This window comes from Paraflavitalea sp. CAU 1676, from assembly GCF_029223285.1.
Classification (GTDB): domain Bacteria; phylum Bacteroidota; class Bacteroidia; order Chitinophagales; family Chitinophagaceae; genus Paraflavitalea.
The window spans coordinates 647,968-672,290 of record NZ_JARHUJ010000005.1; the positions used below are offsets into that span (position 1 = coordinate 647,968).

Sequence of the window (24,323 nt, forward strand, 5' to 3'; positions counted from 1 at the left end):
CCGTTCCGTCCAGGGGAACCGGCTTTCAGCCTTTAAGGAAGTATTATTGGAATTTATAGTCTTCGTTTCAGATTGTTTGAAGGCGCAGGAATATGGTTTGTCAGTCTATATTGACGTTCGGCAATGTTTTCCAATTCAAGCATCTCCAATACTTCTTTGTCAATTATTGATTTCCCTGGTAGCATTTGGCCATTTTCAAAATATTCTTTGCCAATCACCTTCACGCCTTCAATATTGCGCTCGGTATCCATTTGATAGGAGGCACTAATTGAATGGATGAACCAAGTGCTGTTTGAATTTTGGCCGATGGTGAAAATGTAGTAGATGTCCTGATCAGTGCATGTACTGGTTAGAACATGCGCATTAGGCGCTGGGGGGCGATTGATTGGTATCCCAGCCCACTCGCAGGCACTCTGACAGATTTCTTTGGGATTGTTAAATCCTAATTCTATCAATAGTCGTTCTAGGTTTTTACAGTTAATTATTGAATCCATGGGATTTTGTTTAATTCTGCATTTTTAGGTTACCAAATCGGCATGTATTCTTTTAAGGTTTTATTCATCGAATTCGTTTTTGTTTTGGAGCCGGTGGGTTAAGGTGCAAATGGGTTTTGTGGTCTTGTTTGAGAGTTTTTATGTGCGAGGTATAATATTCGTTCGCTACTGTCGAGGCGAGAAATAAAATAGATGGGCTGTTGCATAATTGAATCTTTTCATTACTCCAGCGGTTGGCAATAAATTGAATCAGGGAACCGCGATCTTCCGTATTTCTTAAGTTTTGAAATTGCCATTTGCTTTCTTGGTAGAAAACCTTTATTACCTGGTCATTTCCTTTTACGAAGGTGTTTTCGGCGATTTGTTTGAAATCATCTTCAGCGAAGAGTATAGGAAAAATGTTGGTTGCCTCTACTTTCTTTAAAGTAGTCCCAAATTGCTTGAAATCTTCCGGTGCAATTCCAACCCAAATTTCCCTCGCCTTTTGCTGCATAATTTGATACTTTAAATGCTACAGAATTTATTGACCTGGTGTATTTTTCTTTGGCGGGCCTTGGCTTTTGTTTTTTTCTAATTGTTGAAGCTTGTTTGGATTTATAGGCGATATCTGGATTGCTGCTAAAAGCTTAGTTTCCGGAATTAGTTCGGGGAATAGCTTCTTTATAAGTTCCACCTCCGAGGGTTCTAATTGCCGGCTGGTATGTTTAGTTCCATCATAGACCGTCAATGAATTTGTGAATTTGCATATATAGTACATGGTCTGTTAAATATTATTTGCCGATTGTTAATGAATTGATTTATTGTATCTCCAGGGTTCATGTTTGAGAATACACGCGATCCATTGATATGCGGGATTTTTCCAGTTTTTAAGAAAATCTCCTCGTCGCCCTTTCCAGCCCTTTTTTTCGTAAAAAAGAAAGAAACATTCGGCTTCTTCCGAAGTCATTCCTTTTTGATTAAAGTAGATCCTTACCTGTTCTACAGGCGGGGGGATCGTAGGCGATAATCGGAAAGCTGTATTCATAGTTTATTGTTTTTTATTATGGGTTGCCGATTTCTTGTATTTGGCGATAGGAGAACCTTTTTGCTGTTCAATCACCTTATTGATTTCGTCAGCATCATAATAGAGGATACCGCCAATTTTGGAAAAGGGAATAATACCGTTGTTTCTAAGCGTTTGGAGCGTTCCGGCAGAAAGATTTAGTATTTCCATTACCTCATAGGTCTTCAGCCATCTTTTACTGGGTTGATCTGGCATACTGGCTATCAATGCTTTTATGGATACCAAGAGCTCTTTTTTGAATTCCTGTAGATCCTCAGCGGTAACGTAATTTGGCTTTGGAAGTGGTCTAACCACCGGAATGCCTAATGTTTTTCCCCTTTCCATTCTCTACATATTCTTAAAGCAAATGTGGGGGTGTTTTAACGCGATTTTTCAGAGTGAGGGGGGAGTACTCGGAAAGATTATTCAGGACGATTATAAGTTGAGGTATTCAATATTTGAGGGTGTGATGTTTGATTGTAAAGTATGCAAAGATGCGTCTATGCCGTTTTGATAGAATAGGGAGAAACCTTACCTTTTTCGGGTACTCATAACGTTTTCCACAGTATAAGGCTATTTGGTGTATAATTTGGTTTTGGCCAATTGTTAAATACTTTTACATTAGCAATAGATTTCACTACCCTCTGAATGCCAACCTTTTTTGCTGTTGTAAGTGACTGACTAGTAGTTTATTGGAATTTTTCACATCTGGCGGAAAAACTTATTTTGAGTTTTAAAAAAAATTTTTTAACCCCTTATCTATCGATTGTCATAGATTTCTGCTAATTTCGCTGTCCCATTTAAGTTTACATGCCTACCAAGAAGCAATTATATAGTATTTGGGCTACTCAATTTGAGTACTTTGGTGGTTTCGGTCAACCGCAAGCTAACTATATTGGTGCTTCTGATGGATCTCATGAAGGGCATGGTTTAAGCTCTGAACGTATAGCTAACAAACCCCTCGTTCCCCAATCTATCGTTCATGAATTTTCTGGATTGCATATTGGCGAGATTAACTTCAATGTAGAATCTGACGATCTAAGGATTTGGATCAATCAGGAATAGTTTGAGTCAAATTTTTCGTTTCTTTCTTGTTGTAGAAGGCGTTGATACAGGTTTTCCCAATTATTCTGATGCTATAATTCACTTCGCGGATGAGGATCCTAGTTCTTTACAACTAGCTAATTCATTTATTAGTAGCCCTTTGTTTTCCGTTAAACAAGATGGCGTGTCAGCTCGGCCTGAACTTGAAGATGGAACACTGATAACGTTTTTGATGGTTCCTAAGATTTTTCCCATTCTCGAGGAATTAGTTAGCAGTCTTCAACTTGATAATGAAATATGGTTTTCTCTGGGGCTTGCGAATGTGGTCATAATAGAACGTCCAGCTAAGAGAGAGGTCTCCAAACAAATTATTGAGAAGCTCAAGCAAGAGGCGAATATTACAGCTTCTGAAACTTGGCGTATTAAGGATAATAAGATATTAAAACACAAATTCCCTTATTCGCAGTTGGATCATCACACTTCGGTCGCTGATCAAATATCGATAACGGTTTCAGATAAGCTTCCTTTACATTTGAAGTTCACCGTTTCAGAATTTATCCTATCTGCGAATAAATTTCTAAGTGCATCCAAAAAATTCACGCCGAGATACTACGAGAAACATTGCAAAACTGTTGATGCGAGCTTGGCGCTTATTAATGACCTGTCCTTTTTATATGGAGATTTAGATTTTGTGCCTGAAAATTTCCATTTAAAATCTATTTATGATTCTTATAATGAGAAATCGGATGATGTATTAAGAGATAATACATTTCTTAAAATACGTGAGGAACTTATAAATGACTATAACGGACGATTGATTCAGTTTAACTCTGCTCTTTCGTATGTTTATAGCCAAACTTACTCAGGAACCTTCCCGTTATTTGATCATTTTGGAATAATTCAAAGACATTCATTATTGGGGGTAGGCTCTGCAATTTCTTCTTTAACGGAGCTACTTGTGCAATTGGAAAGTGCATTCTATTTCCTGCCGTTTGAAAGCATCGACGATTGTCTATATGGATCTAGTATGCTTTCGGATTTAAACATTCTCAATTCATTCATGTCCCTTTCGGGACATGATGTCGAGATTTGGAAAAAGGACTCAGTGCGGAATAGTGTTTTGAAGGAGTCTAATCCTCTAAGGACATTAAAGTCTTTGCCGAGTGATTTTTTTATTAGATTAGCTTTTTTTAGTGGAAGACTCGGATTTAGGGAATATGATTTTTCGGCAACCGCCGCACTTCAAGTATTAGTGGAGGCGAACTCTCTTCAATGGAATGTAATTAATTATACCCACGAAATTATTCATAACCATGTCCGATTGATTTTAAATAATCTTCTATTACCTCTTCATAATTCTAAAAACGGAGATTACGAGAAATGGCTTGAGCAATATCTTCAAAAGCTGGCGGATGTTTTTCAAAGTATAAATAAAAGAGGCCTTCCTTCAAATACGACTTATAAGGATTTCTTTATTTTTGTTTTATTTAGGTATTGTGTCAATCATTCTTATTATGGATCACTAAGTTATCCTAGTAATCAAAAAGAAATAAATGAGTTAAAGACGGATACATCTAGGAAGAAAAAGTATAATCTACCATCTGCACCACAACTTAAAGAGATTATACTAAATCATTACAAAGACATTACCGAAATATTCGTACACGTTATTGACTACTCTTACATTTATAGTAGGCAGGTTGAAGTATATCTACAATCAATTTGGGCGTCTTGGTCGACGGTTACTACTGTCGCAACTGATTTAAGACAATATATCTTGCGCACCCTTATAATCACCGCTTTAAACGAAACTGGAACTCTTCCCGAGAGGTTTAACAAGGCCAGGAAGAAATTCCTCTTAGTGCTCGATAAAATTGCTGATCAAAATCAAAATGCTTATCTTTTTAAAAGAATTAGAGAAGCGCTTGAAGACGATAAGGATGAAGATTTAAAAACGCGTTTTTATAATTGTATCGTTGTTGGGGACATGGTGTACAATTTTTTTGTAGGCGAGCTTGAATTGTATCTTGATAATTCGGACAAGAATCGGTTACCGAAAGGGGATTATAGTAAGTCTGGAGTTTTGTATGATATTGAGAGAAATTCGTTCCAAGGCAATGAGATTAAAAGCAAGGTGAGATTTGCACTTGATCAACTAATTCGAGAAACAAATGACAGTACCCGCTTATTTGGCGATTCCAAAAAAGAAAGAACATCGGCATGGCTACTTATTTCCTTAAGCTCATCTTCATGAACTATGATTGAATCTATTATTGCAACATCGCATCACTATTATTTACTTTTCTTCGAATCCGAGAAATTAAGAAATTGGAATAGCATACCTGAAGTGTTTGACAGGCACTATGAATGTGAGGTTTTAAGCGGTTCCAAATCAAAGGGCGATGGATTGTTTCACATGCAAATGGAATTTGAGTCGCCTTTCGGAAGTGAAACGTTGTTGACTAGCAATATTAGTAGAAAAGTTAAGGGTTCCGTGTATTATTGGTATGACTTTTATTATGGCAAAGTTAATCCAGATTCGAGTGTTTGGTTTCTTTGCTTTCCATATTCAAAGTTCTCAAAGTATATCGAGAAATCTTTTAAAGAAAAGGGCATTTTCCCAAAGTTTTTGAAATCAAATGTTCCATCAGTTTTGTCTTATCTGAAAGACAGGGTCAATGGAGAAAGAGTGACATCTATTGAAAGAAAAGGATTTAATATTGATATAACAAAATATACTGCTGAAGTTAAAGAGTCTGCTAATGCGAATAAGGTAAGCTTGTTAGGCGTAAATCCCCTTAACTCCAAAATTTATGATGTTTTAAATTCCAGTACTGAAATATCAATTGAAGCAACAGCGCTTAGAGTAAAGTGTGATCTTTTACACAAGGACATTGATAAGAAAGGCGCAAAAGGTCAAATAGAATTATCTTTTGACAGAATCGGTAACTTCAGATTTTGGCTTAAGCGAGAAACTTATTTAGAGGATTTAGCGCTTCTTAGGTATATCTATTTATATTTCTCAGAAATCAAAAGTCTAGAAAAAAGTACATTTTTAAGTTCTCAAAATCTTTTGGACGATGAATAATTATTACGGGTTGAACTTGGAGGAATACATGGACGATGTAGATAAATGTATTGATCTACTAAGCTCCTATTTGAAGCAGGGATGTCTTGGTTTAATGCTCGGTTCGGGTGCTTCGAAGGGGCTTGATCTTCCTGATTGGACCAATTTAGTAAGCAGGTGTGCAAAAGAAGTGTTGCCTGGTTATGCCATAACTACTGATACGGATTTAAAAAGGGCATCGTCGAAGATTAAAGATAAAAGTGGATTACGGTATTTGTCGTTAGTTAAAGAAAAACTATACGAAGGCATTGAATTTGATTTTGGAATGGCAAAAAAAGACCTTTTGATTGCTATAACTTCATTGATGGTAGGAAAAATGCGGGGAAATGTGAATCACATTGTCACATATAATTTTGACAGTGTTTTGGAATGGTATCTTCAAACTAATGGTTTAAGCGTAAAAAACTCAAGTCCTCTTGATTTATTTAAGAAATTTGCGGATGTTGAAATTACCCATATTCATGGGTACTTGCCTCATTCGCCTGAATTTGGTGACGACTCCTCAACTATAGTTTTCAGTAAGGAGGAATTCGAAGATAGAGAAACTATCGATTCTTATTGGCGAGTAATAATGGATGAGTATTATAGACATCATGTATTTTTGACGATTGGACTATCCCCTGAAAGTATAGAAGATGATATTTGTAGATATCTGAGAGCAGCGAATGCTTGGTATGAAAAGGAAAAATTGGTGAGAGACCAGCCCTATGGAATTGCATTCATTACATCATATAAAAACGTAGACGAACAAGAGTTCAAGGAGAAAGCTATAAAGCACGGTATTATACCATGTACCTTGCAAAAGGAAAAAATACCCCCAAATTTATTTCGGATAGCTCAGAGCGCCTTGAATAATAGATGAGTTTTCTATCTACTTTTTCTAATTCATCTTACATCAAATTAAGCAAATAGATATTTCCCGGATTAAATCAAGGATAATTCATTGTATTTTCCAGTTTCGTTTATCATGTTGTAGAAAACAGTGAAAAAATGATAAAAAATGATGAATTGCTGGTAATGCGATCGATAGCTCTATGCTTTAAGCCATATTTAAAACCGGAAGAGGCTTTGATTTATTGCAATTTGGGAAGAACGCAATTTGCAATAAAATGCGAAGAATATGGCATTTATAAAAACAGCAGCGGCTATTTTAAAAAGGAAGACCTTGATCATTTTTTATCCGGTCAGCCATCCAAGTTGAAAGTAGCCGCTGGTGCTTTAAAGTTGAAGAAAGTAGGGTAAAAGATCTGGCGACGGAAGTAGATCTATTGTTTTGGATTGATCCTTTGGCCGGTGTCTTTTATATGTCCTGTTCACATGTTCCGTACTGGTATGGCCTAATAAATAAGCTACTGTCGCATTATCCACTAATTGATCTTGCAAAAGAATTGAAAAACTGAGACGAGCGCATGACCAGGTGATATGCTTTTTTATTCTTGCTCGATCCACCCATTGCTGCAGTGCTTTGTTACAACCATCATTGGTTAACAGTAGGAATATTTTTTCATTTGGATCCGCCTCGGGTTTGTTTTCTTTTCTTCGTTTAAGAATCGCTTTTGCTATAGGATGGAGGGTTAATTCAACCGGCTGGCCGGTTTTTGCCTGAATAATTCTTGTGACCAGTTTGTTTTCTTTGATTTGTCCCCAACTAAGGGTATATACATCTACGTAGCGCAGACCGGTATAGCAACAGAATATAAAAGCTTCTGCAATTTCCTGATTAAAGAATGGAGTTTTGAGTAATAATAAGTACTCATCTACTTCCAGAATCTCTTTCAGATTTTTGGATGGATTGGTTTTTGATTTAACATCTTCGCAAGGATTAATGCGGTAATAACCATCTTTGGTTGCTGCTGCCATACAACGTTTGAATCTAGCATAGTAGTTGGCAGGGGTGTCTCCGTTGAAATTATCTAAAAGATATTGCCTATATCTTTTACAGAGATTCTCAGTTATCTCAAGTGGTGATATACTTTTAACGTCTTGGTTGGCTTCTTTATTTAAGAATTCACGGAAATGATTGAGGCTACCCTGAACATGTCGATTATTTTCCTTCTTGTTTAACCTCACATATTCCTCGTAATAATCCAGGAAATTACTTTTGAATTTATGTGAAGGCATGAAGCTACTACCGATGGCCTGTCTGTCTAAAATGAGTTCTGACTTTTTCGTTTCCAGCAAAGCAAGAGCTTCCTTATTATGATTCTTTTCTATTTGGTTTTTGGGCTTGGTGTAAACAAATACACCGGTGACTGGTCGCTGGCCTTTACCACGCCCAAAATCATAATGAAAATAGATCTTGTCACCTTTCTTATTCCGTTTCTTCCAAAAATTCATACTTCACAAGATTAAAAGGTAAAAGAATTGCTCAACCTTAATGCCATGAACATTGAATTGGGGCTACCGGTTGGAGGGAGAATAAATCTTGAATCGACTTGGAGTAAAATGTTGGAGAAAATTCGACTAAGAAATAATGATGTTTGTTTGCTGACAAAGTGCCGCTTCCCGGAGGAAAATTTGAGTGTCATTTTGAGTGTCATTTAGGTGTCAGAAAAAGCGGGCAAAAGCGAAAGAAAACGAACGAAATCGACAAACCTAAAAGTAAAAACCCCTTGTAAATCAATTATTTACAAGGGGTCTGTGTGCCCAGGACTGGATTCGAACCAGCACGCCGGTGAAAGCACCACCACCTCAAAGTGGCTTGTCTACCAATTTCAACACCTGGGCGACCTTTCCGTTTTTCAGACCGTAATCTGAAATTCGGGAGGCAAATGTAGCACGTTTCTGTTATAAAAATGCAATTGGCGAAAAAAGTTCTTTATTTTTTTAGAACAATCCGGAATGTGGTCCCTTTGTTCAGTTCAGATTGCTTTACAAACAGTTGCCCCTTGTGGTACTGCACGATAATCCGCCTGCTGAGGCTTAATCCAAGCCCCCAGCCACGCTTCTTCGTCGTAAAGCCAGGTTTGAACACTTTATGGATATTCTGCCGCGCAATGCCCTTGCCCGAATCAGTCACATCGATCAATACTTCTTCCCCCTGCTGCTTTACCTGCACCGCAATACTTCCCTTGCCCTCCATCGCATCCAACGCATTCTTCAACAGGTTTTCGATCACCCAGTCGAACAGCGGAGGCGATATATGTGCCGGAATATTGTCCATGCCCGCCGTATCGAGCGTAAACGATACTTTACCGGGAGCCCGCTTGCGGATGTACTCGATCATGGTGCCCACCTGCGCCACCACATTGTGCTGCTCCAGGTGCGGCGTACTGCCGATCTTGCCAAACCTGTCGGATACCAGCTTGAGTCTGCCCACGTCCTTCTCCATCTCCGCCACCAGCTTTTCATTGCCGGGCATATCACGCATCATTTCCACCCAGCCCTGCAAGGAGGTGAGGGGCGTGCCCAACTGATGCGCCGTTTCCTTCGCCATGCCCGCCCATACCTGGTTCTGCGACGATTTGAAACTGGTGGTGAGTGCGGTAAGCGTAATGATAATAAACAGACTTACGATCAGCAATTGCACCAGCGGATAATAAGCCACCTGGTTCAATAGGGTAGTGTGTCCGTAGTAATAATTATTGATGCGCGTACTGTCGCGCGGATCCGCCCAGCCGATAGGATCGTTCTGCTTGGCAAATTCTTTGAGCTTTTCTTTGACATAGTTTGTGTCTTGCGCAATGCTGGCCGAGTCGAGGTTGATGTACTGGGTGATATTGTTGTGCTCGTCGGTCTCGATAATGGGGATGGTCCTGTTTTCGGAGATGATGATGCTGACCAGCTTATCGCTCATGCCCGTAGTATCGTTCAGCAATAGTTTGCCGGCTTCTACCCATTGCGCCACTTTTTGTCGCTCTTCCTGGGCGATACGCCTGGCGAGGAACTGCGAATAGAAGATGGTACCACTCACGATGGCGATGGCGATGATGGCTAATCCCGTTCTCCAGTTTAACAGCGGTCTAATCATGTACAGGCCGGTTTTTGTTGGGTTGTACCGGATGAAACGACATCCGGTACCGGTTGCAATGTAACTAATTAATAAAGTTGTTGTAAATCTGTAGTATAGACGTTGGAAAATACTAAGAATTGATAAAATGCGTTCCTTTGCATCCCGTAACAACGGACGCCCCGATTACTTATATGAATCAACCTTCGGTATCCATAGCCATCCTGAACTGGAATGGACGCAAATTCCTGGAGCAGTTCCTGCCTTCGGTACAGGCTTCTACCTGGACGAACCGGAACATCGTCGTGATCGACAATGCTTCGACCGATGACTCCATCGCTTTTGTAGAAACCAACTATCCCCAGGTGCAGATCGTGCGCAACGGCGGCAACTACGGCTTTGCGAAAGGGTACAATGAAGGGCTGAAACAGGTAAAGGGCGACTATTATGTATTGCTCAATTCGGATGTGGAAGTAACACCGGGATGGATTGAACCGGTGATCGCGCTGATGGAAGGGGATAGGACGATCGGAGCCTGCCAGCCCAAATTATTACAGTTCCATAACCGCCTGTTATTCGAATATGCAGGCGCTGCAGGCGGCTGGCTCGATTACCTCGGTTATCCCATGGCCCGTGGCCGTGTGTTCGATTTCTGTGAAGCCGATAGGGGACAGTATGATGATGCGGCGCCGATCTTCTGGGCCAGTGGCGCGGCGATGTTCATTCGGGCGTCGTTGTATCATGAAATGGGCGGTCTGGATGAGTTCTTCTTCGCACACCAGGAAGAGATCGACCTGTGCTGGCGTTTGCAGCTGGCAGGTCACCAGGTATATGTTTGTCCGCAGTCGGTAGTATACCATGTAGGTGGTGGCACGTTGCCCAAAGGAAATTCGAAGAAAGTGTTTTTGAATTTCCGCAACAACCTCATCATGATGGCGAAGAATATGCCGGCCGGCATGGCTACCTGGAAAATATTATATCGTTTCTGGCTGGATACTGTTTCTGCTTTTAAATCGTTATTTGCTGGCGAAGGAAAATATTTCACCGCGGTGTTCAAAGCACATGTCGCTTTTATAAGTTGGTGGCTTTTCAAGCAAAAACAAAGCGTTTTTCCTCCTACCCGCACAGGAAAATTGCAGGGATATTTGCATAAAAGCGTTGTCTGGAGCCACTTTGTAGAAGGAAAGAAAACCTTTGCAGAAATTGTTGGCAAGAAAAGCTGATTTTTTCAATTGGATCATTATTTTTGCATCGCAATCACTTAATTGATTATGGATCAACATCAAGAGATAGAACACACAAAGAGTAAAGACTTCAAGAGCAGTTGGGTTGACTCCTCTGTATTCTTGTTTTACCTGCAAGTATTTTGTTTGGTAGCTTTTGTATTGGGCGGTTGCTATAGCCTGTACAAACACAGCTATAAAGGAAAGCCCGAAGTGAACGTGCCTTCCAATACTTTGTATACTCCGGAGTACAAATAACTGATTGAAAAAAGATCAGAAAAATTTTAAAAAGATTTTGAGATTTCAATTAGTTATCTATCTTTGCACTCCCAATCACGAAGCAAGCTCTTTAAAAAGATAAAACACTGACTCACTGAAGATTACACGGATGTGAGTTCATAAGCGGAAGTAGCTCATTTGGTAGAGCACGACCTTGCCAAGGTCGGGGTGGCCGGTTCGAGCCCGGTCTTCCGCTCAGAGAAAAAAAGCAGATTACATTAGTATCTGCTTTTTTTTTCCCTTTACGTCACTAGTGACACCCGGGTGGCGGAATCGGTAGACGCGCAGGACTTAAAATCCTGTTTGCCGAAAGGCGAGTAAGGGTTCAACTCCCTTCCCGGGTACATATAAAGAAGCCGCTCCATCCGAGCGGCTTTTTTATTAGCTGGAAGGATAGGTTTACAGGCCCCGCAATTGGATTGCAACCCAAAACAGTTGTTGATATGTGGTCAATTTTATGATCGCGAATTCGCTACTTTCGATAAAGATTTGAGAACTGCTCTCAATCACTTCATCTTAGTAACCAACTCAAAAAACAATCAGGTATGAAAATGCTCAGAACATGGGCCTTCTTGTTTTTACTGACTGCCGGCGCTATTGCCGCTCAAGGCCAATCTTCCACCGACGACGTTATTAAAGAATGGGAAAGGGCGAAAGCCTACACCAAAGAGTATCTGGATGCGATGCCCGATTCGGGATATGGTTTCAAGCCAACGCCCGATATGCGCTCCTTTGCCGAACAAATGTTGCACCTCACCGATGCCAACTACATGTTTGCGGCTACAGCGCTCGGAGAGAAACCTCCTGTAACCGGTTTGGAGAAATCAACGACCGATAAATCGAAAGCGAACATTACCAAACTGGTATTGGCCGGATACGATTACATGATCGCTTCCATTAAAAAACTCACACCCGCCCAGCAAAGTGAAAAGATCAAACTGTTTGGCCGCTTCGACCTCACCAAAGGTGAAACAGTAGTAAAGGCTTTTGAACACCAGACTCACCACCGCGGACAAACTACCGTGTACCTTCGCCTGGAAGGGGTGAAGCCTCCGCAGGAAAGATTATTCTAATACTTACTATGTAAATAGCCCAATGGCCCGGACATCGTCCGGGCCTTCGTGTTTTTAACCACTCTACCGCTGCCGGTCAACCTTGATTTTCAATGGTCGCACAGCTATTATTGACATTTTAACCGATTTTACTTTCGCATATGGATTAAGGATGCTTTTTTGTGGTTGTTTTGGCTCGATTTGCTTTGAACACATTTCTGATCTTCTATGAAAAAGTTATATACGTTATTGCTTTTGTTGGTTGCCCTGCAGGGCCAGGGACAGTCGTATAACAACGAGTGGATCAAATTCAACCAAACGTATTATAAATTCAAAGTGGCGAATGAAGGGGTAACGCGCATTTCCAAAGCTACCCTCGATGCCGTGGGGCTTGGTAATACCGCTGTACAGTATTTTGAACTTTGGCGCAACGGCCAGCCCGTTCCCTTTTATCCTTCGGTACCCAATGGGCCTTTGCCTGCTACCGGTTATCTCGAGTTTTATGCCGAACCCAATGATGGTGCGCCAGACCGGGCTCTGTATTTTGATGCTGCTTTTCAACATACCGATCGCTATAACCTGATCACCGATACCGTGGTGTATTTTCTGAGCGTCAATACCGACGAATCGGGGTCGAAGTACCAGCCAGTAGTCAACAACCTCAGCGGTCCGGTGCCCCCTGTGGAAGAATGGTTGACCTACACCTACGGTAATTATTTCAGGAATACTCAGAACCTGGGATGGGCGTCTGTCTTAAATGAATACCTGTATTCATCTGCCTACGACCGGGGTGAATATTGGTCTTCAAACCCAATTGCGCCCGGCAGTGATCTCGTTGCGAAGGTGAGCAACTTACAGGTGTTTGCAGGAGGCCCGGATGCCACCATGCGCTTTGGGGCCAGCGGCAATGCCATGAATGCCCGGAACATAAAAGTCACTGTCAATAATTCGCTGGTCAAGGATGAATCCATGAATTATTTCTACGACCTGCATACGGCTGTTACTTTACCCAATGACCGCATTAAAAGCGGCACGTTCGATGTGGTGTTTGCCAATGCCTCGGCCGTTGGCACCGACCGGATGGTCATTTCCTATTTCGACATCACCTATCCGCGCCTCTTCAAGTTTGGTGGGGTAAAGAATTTTAAATTCAAACTGCCCGCCAAAGCTGCGGGCTATCATTTAGAGATTACCGAGTTTGACTATGGAAGTACGCCGCCTGTGTTATACGATAGGGCCTCGGGCGAACGTTACGTGGGCAACCTGACTGCCCGTCCTGGATACATCTCCTTTGCTTTGCCAGGCCTCGCGACAGCACGCGACCTGATACTGGTAAATGCCGAAGCAGGCAACGTGCGGATGGTGAATGAATTGGTCTCCAAAACCTTTACCGATTTTTCGCAGGCTGCCCAACAAGGCAATTACCTGATCATTACACATCCCTCTTTGTATAAAGGCTCGGCGGGTAATAATCCCGTACTTGATTATAAAGCTTATCGCGAATCGGTGCAAGGCGGCGGTTTTAAAGTGCTGGTGGCCGAGATCGATGAACTGGTCGATCAGTTTGCATTTGGTATCAAGAAACACCCGCTTTCGGTCAGGAATTTTATTCGCTATGAACGAGAAAAGTTTTCGAGGGAATTAAAATATGTGCTGCTGATGGGGCGGGGGATGCATTACGTGCATTACCAGCGAAACATCACTGATCCTATTACTGACCAGCTCAATCTGGTACCTACTTTTGGCTACCCCGCTTCGGATAACCTGATGACCACGCTTACCACGTCGAGCACGATCCCGGTAACGCCGATCGGCCGGTTGTCGGTTGTGCACGGCAGCGAGATCGAAGACTACCTGGCGAAGGTGAAGGAGTATGAGAACGCCCAGCAAAATGCACCCAATACCATTGCCGGCCGCGCCTGGATGAAAAACATGGTGCAGGTTACCGGCATCAGCGATGCCCACCATGGCACGGTGGTGTGCAACTACATGGGCATGTATAAGCAAATGTCTGAAGGGCCTTCGTTTGGTGGTAAGGTGGCTAACTTTTGCAAAACCTCCGCCAATACCTCCGATCAGTTTGCCAGTGATCAGATCTCGAAGCTTTTTTCCGAAGGCCTCAGCGTGCTCAACTATTTCGGTCACTCGTCGGCCACCACGCTGGAGTTTAACCTCGACAATCCGCAGAACTATAACAACCAGGGCAAGTACCCCGTATTCCTGGTGAATGGTTGTAATGCGGGTAATTTCTATACTTTTTACCGGCAACGTTTTACTTCGAACGAAACCCTGTCGGAGAAATTCGTGCTCGCCAAACAACGCGGCAGTATTGCCTTTGTGGCCAGCACCCACTATGGCGAAATCGGTACCCTGCATTACTACCTCACCAGGCTGTACCAGGAAATAACCGCCGCCAATGCCGGAAAATCGCTGGGTGAAACGACCCGCGATGCCTTTCAGCGCATGCTCGATGGCGGGGCCACCGGTTTTATGAGCAGGATACACATGGAGCAGATCACCATTCATGGCGACCCGGCCATACGTATCAACGGACAGGCCAAACCCGATTATGTGGTAGAGGAATCATCGATCAGGATAAATCCCTCCTTTGTATCGATCGCGGAAACACATTTTCAAATGAAGGTGGGGCTGATGAACCTGGGTAAAGCGACCGACCAGCCCATCGTAGTGCAGGTAAAACAGCAATACCCGGACGGATCTACTACCGTGGTGTACCGAGAGAAAATAGCAGGCATTCCGCACAGTGATTCGGTGACCATCAATATTCCTATTGTGGCCACGCGCGATAAGGGAAGGCATATCCTCACCGTTACGATCGATGAAGAAGGGGCTATCGATGAAGTGTCGGAAAGTAATAATACCGCTGTTAAAGAGATCAATATTTTCCAGGATGAAGCGAGGCCGGCCTACCCTTACCATCTTTCGATCATCAAGGAACCTACGCAAAAACTTTACGCCACCACGGCCGATCCATTCAGCGTATTGAAGGACTATGTGGTGGAAATAGATACGAGCGCCGAATTTAACTCGCTCGATAAAAAAAGCCGGGTAATCTCGGCCTCCGGCGGTATTGTCGAGTACGATCCTGAACTTACTTACAAAGACAGTACCGTGTATTACTGGCGTATTTCGCCCGTGCCGGTAAATGGCGGTGCTTACCAATGGTTCAACCAGTCTTTCGCGTTTATGAAAGACGTAGAAGGGTACAATCAATCGCACTTTTTCCAGCACGAACAATCTGGCGGAGAGCGTATTTACCTGGAAGCGGGTAGCCGCCAATGGAAATATGGTAAAAGAAAGAACAAGATCCAGATCAAGAACTGCATCTGGGGCGGTACCTGCAACACGGAAGATGAATACTGGGTAACAGTGAACGACAGGGATATGATGGCGAGTGTTTGCGTGGGCAATTCCCTGGTGTTTCATGTTTTCGACTCGGTAACGTTTAAACCCTGGATCAACGTAAAAGACAACGGTGGCTCCATACCTGATAATCTATACCGGTTCAAAAGCGGCTCTTCCAATTGTCATAAAACAAGGTGGTACAATTTTGAATTCGAATACCTCTACCCTGAGACCAGGAAACTGATGATGGACTTTATGGACAGTATCCCCGTAGGCTCTTATGTAGTTGTGAAGAGTACATTTCATAATAACCCACAGTCGTACATACAAACCTGGAAGAACGATACACTCCTGTATGGTGCCAACAGGTCGTTGTACCATAAATTGCTGGAAGCTGGCTTCATCGATATCGATTCCGTCTATAAATCCGTTCCCTGGGCCTTCGTATACAAGAAAGGAGACAATGCCTCTTTTGTGCCGAAATGGGATGTGGGTAAAGAACTTACAAGCCGGGTTAATTTGACAGTGGAGTGTTATACACCGGACACCCTTGGATATATCAATTCACCCATCTTCGGTCCGGCCGCTGCGTGGACTGAAGTTGACTGGAAGGGCCGGTCGCTCGAAACGCCTTCCACCGACCAGCCTACCGTCGATGTGATCGGCATTACCAAAACGTTTTCGGAACAAAAGCTGTTTACACTGGGCAAGGGCGATGTGCATGTGGATCTGCGGAATGTGGACGCCAAAACATATCCCTTTATGCGGTTGAGGATGCGCAATGTGGATTCCATCCGCCTTACCCCTTTCCAGCTCGATTACTGGCGCGTGTTTTACAAACCGCTGCCCGAAGGAGCGCTTGCTGCCAACCTGCATTTTGAGGGGAAGGATTCGCTCGAGATCGGCGAGGCGCTTAAGTTCAGGATAGCTTATAAGAATCTGAGTCATTATGATTTTGACAGTGTGAAGATCAAAGTAGTGATCACCGATCACAACAATGTACCGCATGTAATTCCTTATCCGAAGCAAAAGGCACTTGTTTCGGGCGATACCATACAGCTGAAACTGGATATTCCCACCCAGGAGTATGTGGGCAACAATACCCTGTATATAGAGGTGAACCCGGACAATGACCAGTTTGAGCAATATCATTTCAATAATTTCCTGTACCGTAACTTTTATGTGAAACCGGATAACACGAATCCCTTCCTCGATGTTACGTTCGATGGGGTGCATATCCTCAACCGCGATATCGTATCGGCGAGACCGCACATACAGATACGGTTGAAAGATGATGCCAAACACCTGTTGTTGAGTGATACCAGCCTGTTGGCTTTGGAAGTGAAATATCCCAATGGCACCATGCGCGAGTTTAAGGTTGACAATGACACCTTACGGTTTACGCCGGCTACCAGTGGCAAAGACAATTCGGCTGTGCTGGATTTTACCCCGGCTTTCACCCATCAGCTCAATCCCGAGGGTGACGAATACGAATTGCATGTGAGGGGGAGGGACGAGAGTGGCAATAAGGCCGGCAGGGATTACCGCGTGGCTTTCAAAGTGATCAACAAAGCGATGATCTCGAACCTGCTGAACTATCCCAACCCGTTCAGCACGTCAACAGCCTTTGTGTTTACCTTAACGGGCAGCGAACTGCCGCAGAACCTGAAAGTGCAGATACTGACTGTAACGGGAAAGATCGTGCGGGAAATTACGATGGCCGAACTGGGACCGGTACATATTGGAAGAAATATTACTGAGTTTAAGTGGGATGGCACGGATCAGTACGGTCAGAAACTGGCCAATGGTGTGTATTTATACCGTGTGGTGACCACGCTGAACGGAAAATCGCTGGATAAGTATAAAGCGGATAATGACAACACCGCGCAGTATTTCAACAACGGTTACGGCAAAATGTACCTGATGAGATAGATTTTGAACAGAAAGGTTTCTTATTTCGTAAAGAGATTTCCCGATTGCGAAGGCGCGGCTCCTTTCCAGGGGGCACCTTTGCCGGAAATTTCCTCCCTGTTTATGAAGCAACTTTTTCGTGTTCTCTTTTTTCTGTTACCCCTCTATGTTTTTGCCAATAACCCGGAATCGGGGACTATTAAAGGACAAATAAAGACGAATGACCAGAAGCCGGCCTCTTCTGTAACCGTACAATTGAAAGGTTCCAATAAAACTGCCATTACTGAAGAAGACGGTTCTTTCGCGATTTACAAAGTAGCTACCGGCACCTATCAACTGGAGGTTTCGCTGATCGGCTATGAAACCCTGGTGCAGGAAGTGGTCGTGGAAAAAGACAAGATCACCGGCGTTTCCTTACAACTCACTGTTTCCAATACGCAGCTGCAGGAAGTAGTGATCACGAATGCCAAGAACAAATTCGCCAATAAGAACTCCGACCAGGTGGCGCGCCTGCCGCTCCGTAACCTGGAGAACCCGCAAGTATATAGTGTGGTTGGCCGTCAGCTGGCGCAGGAACAAGTAGTGGTGGAACGCCAGGACATGTACCGTAATATTCCCGGCGCTGTACCCAATTTTGCTGCCGGTGGTTCTCAGGGTATGAGCATGCGCGGCTTTGCCAACTCGATCGGTATGCGGAATGGGATGATGACCAGCGCCATTGTTCCCCTGAACCCAATCATTCTCGAAAGGGTAGAAGCGATCAAGGGCCCCTCGGGTACCCTATTTGGCGGTAACCGGAACATCACATTCGGTGGTGTGTTCAACTATGTTACCAAGAAGCCGTACGATGAATTTGGTGGTGAGGTGAGCCTGGCGGCGGGCAGTTTTGAACTTGCCCGGATCACGGCCGATATCAATACGCCGCTCAATAAGGAGAAGGCGGCACTGTTCCGCCTGAATGCCGCGGCTCAATCGGAAGGTTCGTTCCAGGACCAGGGATACGCTAAGAACTATACATTCGCGCCGAGCTTTACGTATATCGTCAACGATCGCCTTACGTTTGATATCGAGGCTGAGATCACCAGAAGCAATTATACTGTCGTTTCGCTGGCGCTGGGCAACCTGAACAATATTACGGCCCGCAACTTCAAGGACCTGCCTTTAGGCTACAAGAGTTCTATGATCAACAATAGCGTGGATGTCGCCAATGGTATCAACAATGTGCAGGCACAGGCTACCTATAAGATCTCCAATGGCTGGAAATCACAAACCAATTTCCTGTATTCGGAAGGTTTTTACAAGCACTTGTACTGGACCTCGCTGACCATGATGAACGACTCTACTTTTGCCCGGGTGGTGCGTAACCAAACGCCTGAGACCTTTGGCAATATCCAGTTGCAGCAGAATTTCATCGGCGACTTCCTGATCGGTTCCATGCGCAACAGGATTGTGGTGGGCCTTGATTACAATTACAACTATAACGAGCTTTACCGGGCAACGGTGAACTACGATACCCTGAATATCCGTAAAACGCCTTCCAAAGACCTGAGCGTACCTACATTGGAATTGCTCTCGGGCCAGAAGGGTTTTGCCACCACGAGCACCAAACAAATCAATTACAGCGCCTATGTTTCTGATGTGTTCAACATCACGCCGCAGTTGATGGCCATGCTGAGCTTGCGCTTCGACCGTTTTACGACTGATGGTACCTTTACCCCGGCCACCGGTAAATTCGTAGGCGCCTACAATCAGAACTCGCTTTCGCCCAAGCTGGGCCTGGTGTACCAGCTTATTCCCGACCAGCTGTCTGTTTTCGGTAACTATGTAAACGGCTTTGTGAACCTGGCTCCCGCTACACAGCCTGATAATACGATCCTCGAGCTGAAGCCGCAATACGGTAATCAGTGGGAAGGTGGTGTGAAGTTTGAACTGCTGAAGAACAAACTGAGCGGCAGTGTGAGCCTGTATGATATTGCGGTTACCAACTCCACGCGTATCGAAGTGATCAATGGCAAGAACTTTACTGTGCAGGATGGTACACAAAACAGCAAGGGTTTTGATGCAGAAGTGATTGCCAACCCGGTATTGGGTTTGAATATCGTTGCGGGGTATGCTTTCAACGAAAACCGATATAGCAAGGCTGCTGCTGCATTGGAAGGTAAGTACATCACCTTCAGCCCCCGTCATGTGGGCAATATCTGGGTAAGCTATACGCTGCGGCAGGGTAAAGCCCGTGGTTTGGGTTTTGGTGCCGGTGGTAACTATGTAGGCGACTCCTGGTTCGAATCGACCAACGTGTTCAAATTACCTGCCTACACCCTGATCAACGCTGCGATCTTCTATGATCAGGTTAAATACCGCATCTCCTTAAAAGGCAATAACCTGACGGATGAGCAGTTCTGGAATACGAATGGTAGTCCGCAGAAACCTTTGAACTTTATCGCCAGCGTGGCTTTCAGGTTTTAACAGTTATCAATTTGCTATCAAGGCAAAGGCCCGGGCAAACAATCGCCAGGGCCTTTTCGTTTGGTGTCTTTGAACGTAATGTAATGAGGTGCTTTGTCAGCGGGAAAGCGGCGATTGACGATGCGGTTACAGTTCAATACCGCGCACGTAACTGAAATATTCTGCCACACTATTATAGTCATTTACGAGCGATGTGCGAAGGTCTTCGATCTTCTCCCTTTGCACCCTGGGTTGCTTGAATGTGCGCGTTAGGTTTTTGCTGGTGATAAGCAGGTTATTGCAGGCACCAAAGAAGTTTTCAGCGTTGGTCAACAGCGGTGCTTTTGACGCGTGACCCTTTTCTTTTGCCAGTAATACCTGCAGCTTCTCCAATTCTTTTTCATAGCTGGCACTTGCGTGGATGATGGCTGCCGTGTCCGGCTTTTCTCCTTTCGCCTGGGTGGCGTCCAGTAAGACTCTTGCCGATTTATACACCAGAAGTGCTTTGTATTTGACCGGCCGTTTATCTTTGGATTCGATCAGCATATCTTCCAGTTCTTTTTTCTCAAGTGCTTCGAGCATATCGTTCACTTGCTCTTCTGCTTTGAAATAGACAACAAACGCATTGGTCAGTTGTGTGTGCAGGGCTTTGCCCTTTAGCAGCGCATCATCTTTGTAATTGGTCTTCTTGTAATAGGACTTCACCTGTTCTGCTACCTCCAGCAATGATTTGATGGCTTTTAAGTAAGCTTCGACCTGTTTTTGGAGTAAGCTATTGCCATTATTCAACTTTTCTTCAAGGCCCTTGACCTTAAAGGAGATTTTGCCGGTATTCAATTCATAGGTTAGCCACAAGTAACGGCGGACGTCAGCGTTCTCGGGATCGGTTTCGGAGCCCTTTTTAAAACCGATATAATCAGAATAGTTTCGTTCCCAGGAGCGCACTTCCCATTGGGCTTCATGGTAAACTTCTACCAATTCAATTCTTATTGATTCGTCGTATTGGCCGGTGCTACTAGCTATTTTACTACCAGCATCCTGTAGTTTTCCGGCGCTTAGTTTACAGCCGACGCCAAATGCCAACAGGCTGATCGGTAATAAATATATTGTTCTGTATTTCATGAGGTATGACCAGTATTTATTTCGGACCAATGGCCGTAAAATACCGTTGAACTACCTCGTTTGCCAGTGATTTCGGATGAACCACTTGTTTGCAGCCATGAATGTGCCGGAGCTGGTTTTAAACTGTTTGTGTAGCCGGAACCGTCAGGGGCCTGATCTTCAGAGCGGCTTCGATGGCATCGGCCGCTTTGGAAGCTCCGCTGTCCTTTTGGATGGTGGCCGATAATTGCCGGCATTTTTCCGTGAACCGAGCATCGGTCAATACTTCGCGTATGGCCCTTTCCAATTTGGCGGCATTCACTTTGCGCCAGGGTATCCGCCGCCCGATGGCGTGGTACTCGACCCGCGCAGCCATGGCCGGCTGATCGTCGGTAACGGGTATGCATACCATCGGCACCCCATGGTGTACGCACTCCATGACGGTGCCGGGTCCGGCGTGGGTGATGCAGAGAACAGCCTGGGCTAATAATTCCGGTTGTGGGGCATAGCCGACTACCAGGATATTGCGGGGAATTTCGTCCAGCTCTATGGTATTGCCTGTCCAACCACCCAGCGACAACACTACTTTGTAGGCTGTAAACTTCTCCAGCGCCTTCAGCAAGGCTTTGTAAACAGGCGCGATGCTGTTGCGGATGGTGCCCATCGATACATAGATGAGTGGCCGGCTGTCTTTATTAAAGGAAGCCCAGGGAAATGGAACCTGCTCGCGTTTTTCTACAAACGGACCACAAGGGATATAGTGGGGAGGTTGGGCTGCTTCGGGATAATCGAAGGCGGCAGGTATCACACCCAGCTGCAGTAAGGGGCTAAAGGTATCGTTGAGGCTGTTGTATGCCGGCAATTGCCATTGCCGCATTTGGTGGTTTACCATGCGTAGGTAGGGTGTTGAAAAAAGGGCCGCTGCGCGGTGTGCCGCCCGGTTGAGCAAACCGTTGAGTGGTGTGCCCGTGGGATGCCACCAGGCAAAGGCCGGTGGCATTCTGCCATCGCGCCGCACGGCAATCGGAAGTATGGAACACAGGGTTAAGAAGGGGATATCGGCTTGTGCTGCCAGTGCCGCTCCCTGCGGCTGCAACTGATCGACGAGCAGCACATCAATGCCGTGCTGACTGATCAGCGCAGGCAATTCTTCCAGCATCGCTTTGGCGATGGCAATATGTTGTTTGAGCACATGGTAATGCCGCCATAGGTTGCTGCCTGTGCGGGCAGGCGCCCAGCTGGTATGCCAGGTATTGAGTGGGAACCTTTCGGTAGCTATCGGATGAAAACCGATGCCCAATGCTTCTATCAATGGCTGCGTATCGGGAATATTGTAGATCGTTACCCGATATCCCCTGTTGATGAGTTCGCGGGCGATCATCCCATTGGGATACAGGTGGCCAGGTACGGGTGGAGAGATGATTCCGAAATGCATGCTTATTGGATCGATTGTATAGCTGAGAAATGGGTGGCGGAGCTATCGAGTTGTTCGTAGGCAGAGATGATCTCCTGCAGCATGCCGGCCATGAGCTGCATGCTTTTTATGGATGCTTCAACGATGGCATTCCATTGTGCCTCGGTTTGGCATACGCGCAACAGGATCTGCTCTATATCGGCCCCATGCTTTTGATCGATGTGCAGGTGGTTGTAGTAAAAGGAGAGCTGACTTTTGGTGAGCTCCATCTCCTTTTCCAATTGCTCCATGAACGAGAGTATGTAGCGGTAGGGTCGTTCGATCCAATAACTATACCCCAATACGCGGTAAGGTGTATCGCTGGTGGCGAGGCATTTCACATACCCGATCATGGCTTCTGTGGCTGGCAGCATCTTCGGGAGGGTGGTCTCGCAATAACCCGCTCCGAGGGCCTTGAGGTCGTGCAGGGCCATCAGTTCATGACCGGTTTCTTCCAGTGCATGTTCAAAGCAATGCTGCATGAGGTGGATATCGGTGTTGCTGAAGTTGGCGCCTGCCAGCGCCAATACGCGGGGCGTGTGATAAGCGTAATGATACACCTGGGTAAGGTAGAGGGCATAGATCTTTTTGTCTTTGCGCACACGTTCATTGGTGAACCGTGTTGCCCAGGACGACTGAAAGATATTGGCCCATGCTGTAGCGATGGCTGCATCTAGTTGTTCTATACCGGTAGGCTGTGGCGACATATGATGAGTTAAGGATGATGAATGTTTTCGGGTTGCCCCATTTTTTTGAGGTAGGCCATATGCTGCCGCATCCCCTTCCATAATGAATACTGGTAGTAGGGTATATGATGGTCTGCGGCCGTTTTTGCCAGGATCTTTACGAGGGGCAGAAAATGGCAATGGTGGATGGCTGGAAATATATGGTGTATCACATTGGCGTTTAACCCACCTACGGTTGCATTCAATAGCCGGCTGCGGGGCGCTATATCGACGGTTGTCAATAGTTGGTGAATGGTCCAGGTGGAGGGCAGACCACCTGTTTCGGATGGTTCATAATAAGCCACCGGCGCTATGAAGTGAGAAGGTAATAAGACCAGGGATATGAGCAGGCCTACCAGGGCGTGCATCAGGAGGAAACAGGTCACTACTTCGCCTGCAGTAAGGGGTAAAGTGTATACCGGTAGTACGATGATGTATCCGATATACAGGAGTTTGCCGGCGATCAGGCCGATCCATTTGATTACCCGGGTTCGCAGGGATCGGTTGTACCGCATCAGCATCATCGCTTTGAAGTCCATCACGAATACGAGCAGCAGCGACATCAAGCAGTATAACGGCAATATGTATAGATGCTGATAGCGGTAATGCCGGCGATACCGGCTATGGGGCGATACGCGAAAGAGGGGTGTGGTCTCGATATCCAGATCGTATTGGTGGATATTGGTGGCGGAATGGTGCGCGAGGTTGTGCTTCAGGTGCCAGGCATACCTGTTGCCGCCGATGAGGTTGAAGGTGTAGCCCCAGGCAGTGTTGATCCAGCTTTTGTGTGACAGTGTTTGGTGTACCGCATCGTGTCCGATATTGAACACGACCAGCAGGGCCGCGATTCCGTGCAGCAGGTACAGGCCCAGGTAACCAGCAAAGGAGGTCTTGATGGTATACAGGAGGCCGAGCGTAAGGACCCAGACTGCCAGGAGAGACCAGGTTTTGATCCAGGCGGTCGTATTGGCTTTTTTCGAGCAATGGTTGACTTCGAAATAAGCCGATACCCGATCCCTCAGCTGGCGCTCGAATGCCGTTGTGCTGTGTTGGGTGTTCATTTATCAGGTATAATCGGGGCAAAGAAAGGGCACAAACAGTTGCAGATGCCC

At 44.9% G+C, this 24,323-nt stretch carries 20 protein-coding genes and 3 tRNA genes; 12 read left to right on the top strand and 11 right to left on the bottom strand.

What is annotated here, in order from left to right; all coding sequences use genetic code 11:
- Positions 1–53: 53 nt before the first annotated feature.
- From P2H89_RS19045 to P2H89_RS19060, 4 genes are all read right to left on the bottom strand, one after another.
- Positions 54–494, bottom strand: coding sequence for a hypothetical protein (locus P2H89_RS19045; protein WP_275829759.1), 441 nt, complete (start codon positions 492–494; stop codon positions 54–56).
- 64 nt (positions 495–558) lie between these two features.
- Positions 559–987, bottom strand: a complete 429-nt coding sequence (locus P2H89_RS19050) for a hypothetical protein (RefSeq protein ID WP_275829761.1) — start codon at positions 985–987, stop codon at positions 559–561.
- A 291-nt stretch (positions 988–1,278) separates the two neighbouring features.
- Positions 1,279–1,518 carry a hypothetical protein gene (locus P2H89_RS19055; RefSeq protein WP_275829762.1) on the bottom strand — a complete coding sequence of 80 codons (240 nt, stop codon included), beginning with the start codon at positions 1,516–1,518 and terminating at the stop codon, positions 1,279–1,281.
- Between the two features lie 3 nt (positions 1,519–1,521).
- On the bottom strand, positions 1,522–1,881 hold the full coding sequence (locus P2H89_RS19060) for a helix-turn-helix domain-containing protein (RefSeq protein ID WP_275829764.1): 360 nt from the start codon (positions 1,879–1,881) through the stop codon (positions 1,522–1,524).
- A 465-nt stretch (positions 1,882–2,346) separates the two neighbouring features.
- On the opposite strand from P2H89_RS19060, the gene P2H89_RS19065 reads away from it, so the two are divergent.
- From P2H89_RS19065 to P2H89_RS19085, 5 genes are all read left to right on the top strand, one after another.
- On the top strand, positions 2,347–2,601 hold the full coding sequence (locus tag P2H89_RS19065) for a hypothetical protein (RefSeq protein WP_275829766.1): 255 nt from the start codon (positions 2,347–2,349) through the stop codon (positions 2,599–2,601).
- 1 nt (position 2,602) lies between these two features.
- The gene (locus tag P2H89_RS19070; RefSeq protein WP_275829768.1) at positions 2,603–4,834 is read left to right on the top strand and encodes a hypothetical protein; all 2,232 of its coding nucleotides are present in this window, start codon (positions 2,603–2,605) and stop codon (positions 4,832–4,834) included.
- Between the two features lie 3 nt (positions 4,835–4,837).
- Positions 4,838–5,668, top strand: a complete 831-nt coding sequence (locus tag P2H89_RS19075; RefSeq protein ID WP_275829770.1) for a hypothetical protein — start codon at positions 4,838–4,840, stop codon at positions 5,666–5,668.
- Entirely contained in the window at positions 5,661–6,569 is a 909-nt protein-coding gene (locus P2H89_RS19080) for an SIR2 family protein (protein WP_275829772.1), read from the top strand. Before P2H89_RS19075 ends, P2H89_RS19080 begins: the two co-directional genes overlap by 8 nt.
- 128 nt (positions 6,570–6,697) lie before the next feature.
- Complete coding sequence (locus P2H89_RS19085; protein WP_275829774.1) at positions 6,698–6,949, top strand: hypothetical protein; 252 nt, start codon at positions 6,698–6,700, stop codon at positions 6,947–6,949.
- On the opposite strand, the gene P2H89_RS19090 is transcribed toward P2H89_RS19085, so the two are convergent.
- From P2H89_RS19090 to P2H89_RS19100, 3 genes are all read right to left on the bottom strand, one after another.
- Positions 6,926–8,044 carry a site-specific integrase gene (locus P2H89_RS19090; RefSeq protein ID WP_275829775.1) on the bottom strand — a complete coding sequence of 373 codons (1,119 nt, stop codon included), beginning with the start codon at positions 8,042–8,044 and terminating at the stop codon, positions 6,926–6,928. The two genes, P2H89_RS19085 and P2H89_RS19090, sit on opposite strands and share 24 nt — an antisense overlap.
- Before the next feature lie 306 nt (positions 8,045–8,350).
- Positions 8,351–8,434: transfer RNA gene (locus P2H89_RS19095), tRNA-Leu, on the bottom strand.
- Between the two features lie 91 nt (positions 8,435–8,525).
- Positions 8,526–9,677, bottom strand: a complete 1,152-nt coding sequence (locus P2H89_RS19100; RefSeq protein ID WP_275829777.1) for a HAMP domain-containing sensor histidine kinase — start codon at positions 9,675–9,677, stop codon at positions 8,526–8,528.
- 173 nt (positions 9,678–9,850) lie between these two features.
- Between P2H89_RS19100 and P2H89_RS19105 the strand changes: the two genes are divergently transcribed.
- The 7 genes from P2H89_RS19105 to P2H89_RS19135 all read left to right on the top strand — a co-directional run bounded on the left by P2H89_RS19105 (position 9,851) and on the right by P2H89_RS19135 (position 19,953).
- Positions 9,851–10,879 (top strand): glycosyltransferase family 2 protein, encoded by a 1,029-nt coding sequence (locus tag P2H89_RS19105; protein ID WP_275829779.1) that lies wholly within the window; start codon positions 9,851–9,853, stop codon positions 10,877–10,879.
- A gap of 48 nt (positions 10,880–10,927) precedes the next feature.
- A complete protein-coding gene (locus tag P2H89_RS19110) occupies positions 10,928–11,137 on the top strand; it encodes a hypothetical protein (RefSeq protein WP_275829781.1) in 210 nt (69 codons plus the stop codon).
- Positions 11,138–11,281: 144 nt separating this feature from the next.
- Positions 11,282–11,354, top strand: a tRNA-Gly gene (locus P2H89_RS19115).
- 62 nt (positions 11,355–11,416) lie between these two features.
- Positions 11,417–11,502: transfer RNA gene (locus P2H89_RS19120), tRNA-Leu, on the top strand.
- A gap of 201 nt (positions 11,503–11,703) precedes the next feature.
- Complete coding sequence (locus P2H89_RS19125) at positions 11,704–12,231, top strand: DinB family protein (protein ID WP_275829783.1); 528 nt, start codon at positions 11,704–11,706, stop codon at positions 12,229–12,231.
- Positions 12,232–12,438: 207 nt separating this feature from the next.
- A complete protein-coding gene (locus P2H89_RS19130; RefSeq protein WP_275829785.1) occupies positions 12,439–17,508 on the top strand; it encodes a C25 family cysteine peptidase in 5,070 nt (1,689 codons plus the stop codon).
- Positions 17,509–17,610: 102 nt separating this feature from the next.
- Entirely contained in the window at positions 17,611–19,953 is a 2,343-nt protein-coding gene (locus tag P2H89_RS19135; RefSeq protein ID WP_275829787.1) for a TonB-dependent receptor, read from the top strand.
- A gap of 126 nt (positions 19,954–20,079) precedes the next feature.
- Here P2H89_RS19135 and P2H89_RS19140 read toward each other — a convergent pair whose 3' ends face one another.
- The 4 genes from P2H89_RS19140 to P2H89_RS19155 form a co-directional block, all read right to left on the bottom strand.
- Entirely contained in the window at positions 20,080–21,054 is a 975-nt protein-coding gene (locus P2H89_RS19140) for a DUF3829 domain-containing protein (RefSeq protein ID WP_275829789.1), read from the bottom strand.
- 118 nt (positions 21,055–21,172) lie between these two features.
- On the bottom strand, positions 21,173–22,468 hold the full coding sequence (locus P2H89_RS19145; protein ID WP_275829791.1) for a glycosyltransferase: 1,296 nt from the start codon (positions 22,466–22,468) through the stop codon (positions 21,173–21,175).
- Positions 22,469–22,470: 2 nt separating this feature from the next.
- Entirely contained in the window at positions 22,471–23,193 is a 723-nt protein-coding gene (locus P2H89_RS19150; RefSeq protein WP_275829793.1) for an iron-containing redox enzyme family protein, read from the bottom strand.
- Positions 23,194–23,201: 8 nt separating this feature from the next.
- Entirely contained in the window at positions 23,202–24,272 is a 1,071-nt protein-coding gene (locus tag P2H89_RS19155) for an acyl-CoA desaturase (RefSeq protein WP_275829795.1), read from the bottom strand.
- Positions 24,273–24,323 lie beyond the last annotated feature (51 nt).

Excerpts from the sequence above, each read along its gene's own strand:
- P2H89_RS19045 (WP_275829759.1), bottom strand. The coding sequence starts at position 494 with ATGGATTCAATAATTAACTGTAAAAACCTAGAACGACTATTGATAGAA.
- P2H89_RS19050 (WP_275829761.1), bottom strand. The coding sequence starts at position 987 with ATGCAGCAAAAGGCGAGGGAAATTTGGGTTGGAATTGCACCGGAAGAT.
- P2H89_RS19055 (WP_275829762.1), bottom strand. The coding sequence starts at position 1,518 with ATGAATACAGCTTTCCGATTATCGCCTACGATCCCCCCGCCTGTAGAA.
- P2H89_RS19060 (WP_275829764.1), bottom strand. The coding sequence starts at position 1,881 with ATGGAAAGGGGAAAAACATTAGGCATTCCGGTGGTTAGACCACTTCCA.
- P2H89_RS19065 (WP_275829766.1), top strand. The coding sequence starts at position 2,347 with ATGCCTACCAAGAAGCAATTATATAGTATTTGGGCTACTCAATTTGAG.
- P2H89_RS19075 (WP_275829770.1), top strand. The coding sequence starts at position 4,838 with ATGATTGAATCTATTATTGCAACATCGCATCACTATTATTTACTTTTC.
- P2H89_RS19080 (WP_275829772.1), top strand. The coding sequence starts at position 5,661 with ATGAATAATTATTACGGGTTGAACTTGGAGGAATACATGGACGATGTA.
- P2H89_RS19085 (WP_275829774.1), top strand. The coding sequence starts at position 6,698 with ATGATAAAAAATGATGAATTGCTGGTAATGCGATCGATAGCTCTATGC.
- P2H89_RS19090 (WP_275829775.1), bottom strand. The coding sequence starts at position 8,044 with ATGAATTTTTGGAAGAAACGGAATAAGAAAGGTGACAAGATCTATTTT.
- P2H89_RS19100 (WP_275829777.1), bottom strand. The coding sequence starts at position 9,677 with ATGATTAGACCGCTGTTAAACTGGAGAACGGGATTAGCCATCATCGCC.
- P2H89_RS19105 (WP_275829779.1), top strand. The coding sequence starts at position 9,851 with ATGAATCAACCTTCGGTATCCATAGCCATCCTGAACTGGAATGGACGC.
- P2H89_RS19110 (WP_275829781.1), top strand. The coding sequence starts at position 10,928 with ATGGATCAACATCAAGAGATAGAACACACAAAGAGTAAAGACTTCAAG.
- P2H89_RS19125 (WP_275829783.1), top strand. The coding sequence starts at position 11,704 with ATGAAAATGCTCAGAACATGGGCCTTCTTGTTTTTACTGACTGCCGGC.
- P2H89_RS19130 (WP_275829785.1), top strand. The coding sequence starts at position 12,439 with ATGAAAAAGTTATATACGTTATTGCTTTTGTTGGTTGCCCTGCAGGGC.
- P2H89_RS19135 (WP_275829787.1), top strand. The coding sequence starts at position 17,611 with ATGAAGCAACTTTTTCGTGTTCTCTTTTTTCTGTTACCCCTCTATGTT.
- P2H89_RS19140 (WP_275829789.1), bottom strand. The coding sequence starts at position 21,054 with ATGAAATACAGAACAATATATTTATTACCGATCAGCCTGTTGGCATTT.
- P2H89_RS19145 (WP_275829791.1), bottom strand. The coding sequence starts at position 22,468 with ATGCATTTCGGAATCATCTCTCCACCCGTACCTGGCCACCTGTATCCC.
- P2H89_RS19150 (WP_275829793.1), bottom strand. The coding sequence starts at position 23,193 with ATGTCGCCACAGCCTACCGGTATAGAACAACTAGATGCAGCCATCGCT.
- P2H89_RS19155 (WP_275829795.1), bottom strand. The coding sequence starts at position 24,272 with ATGAACACCCAACACAGCACAACGGCATTCGAGCGCCAGCTGAGGGAT.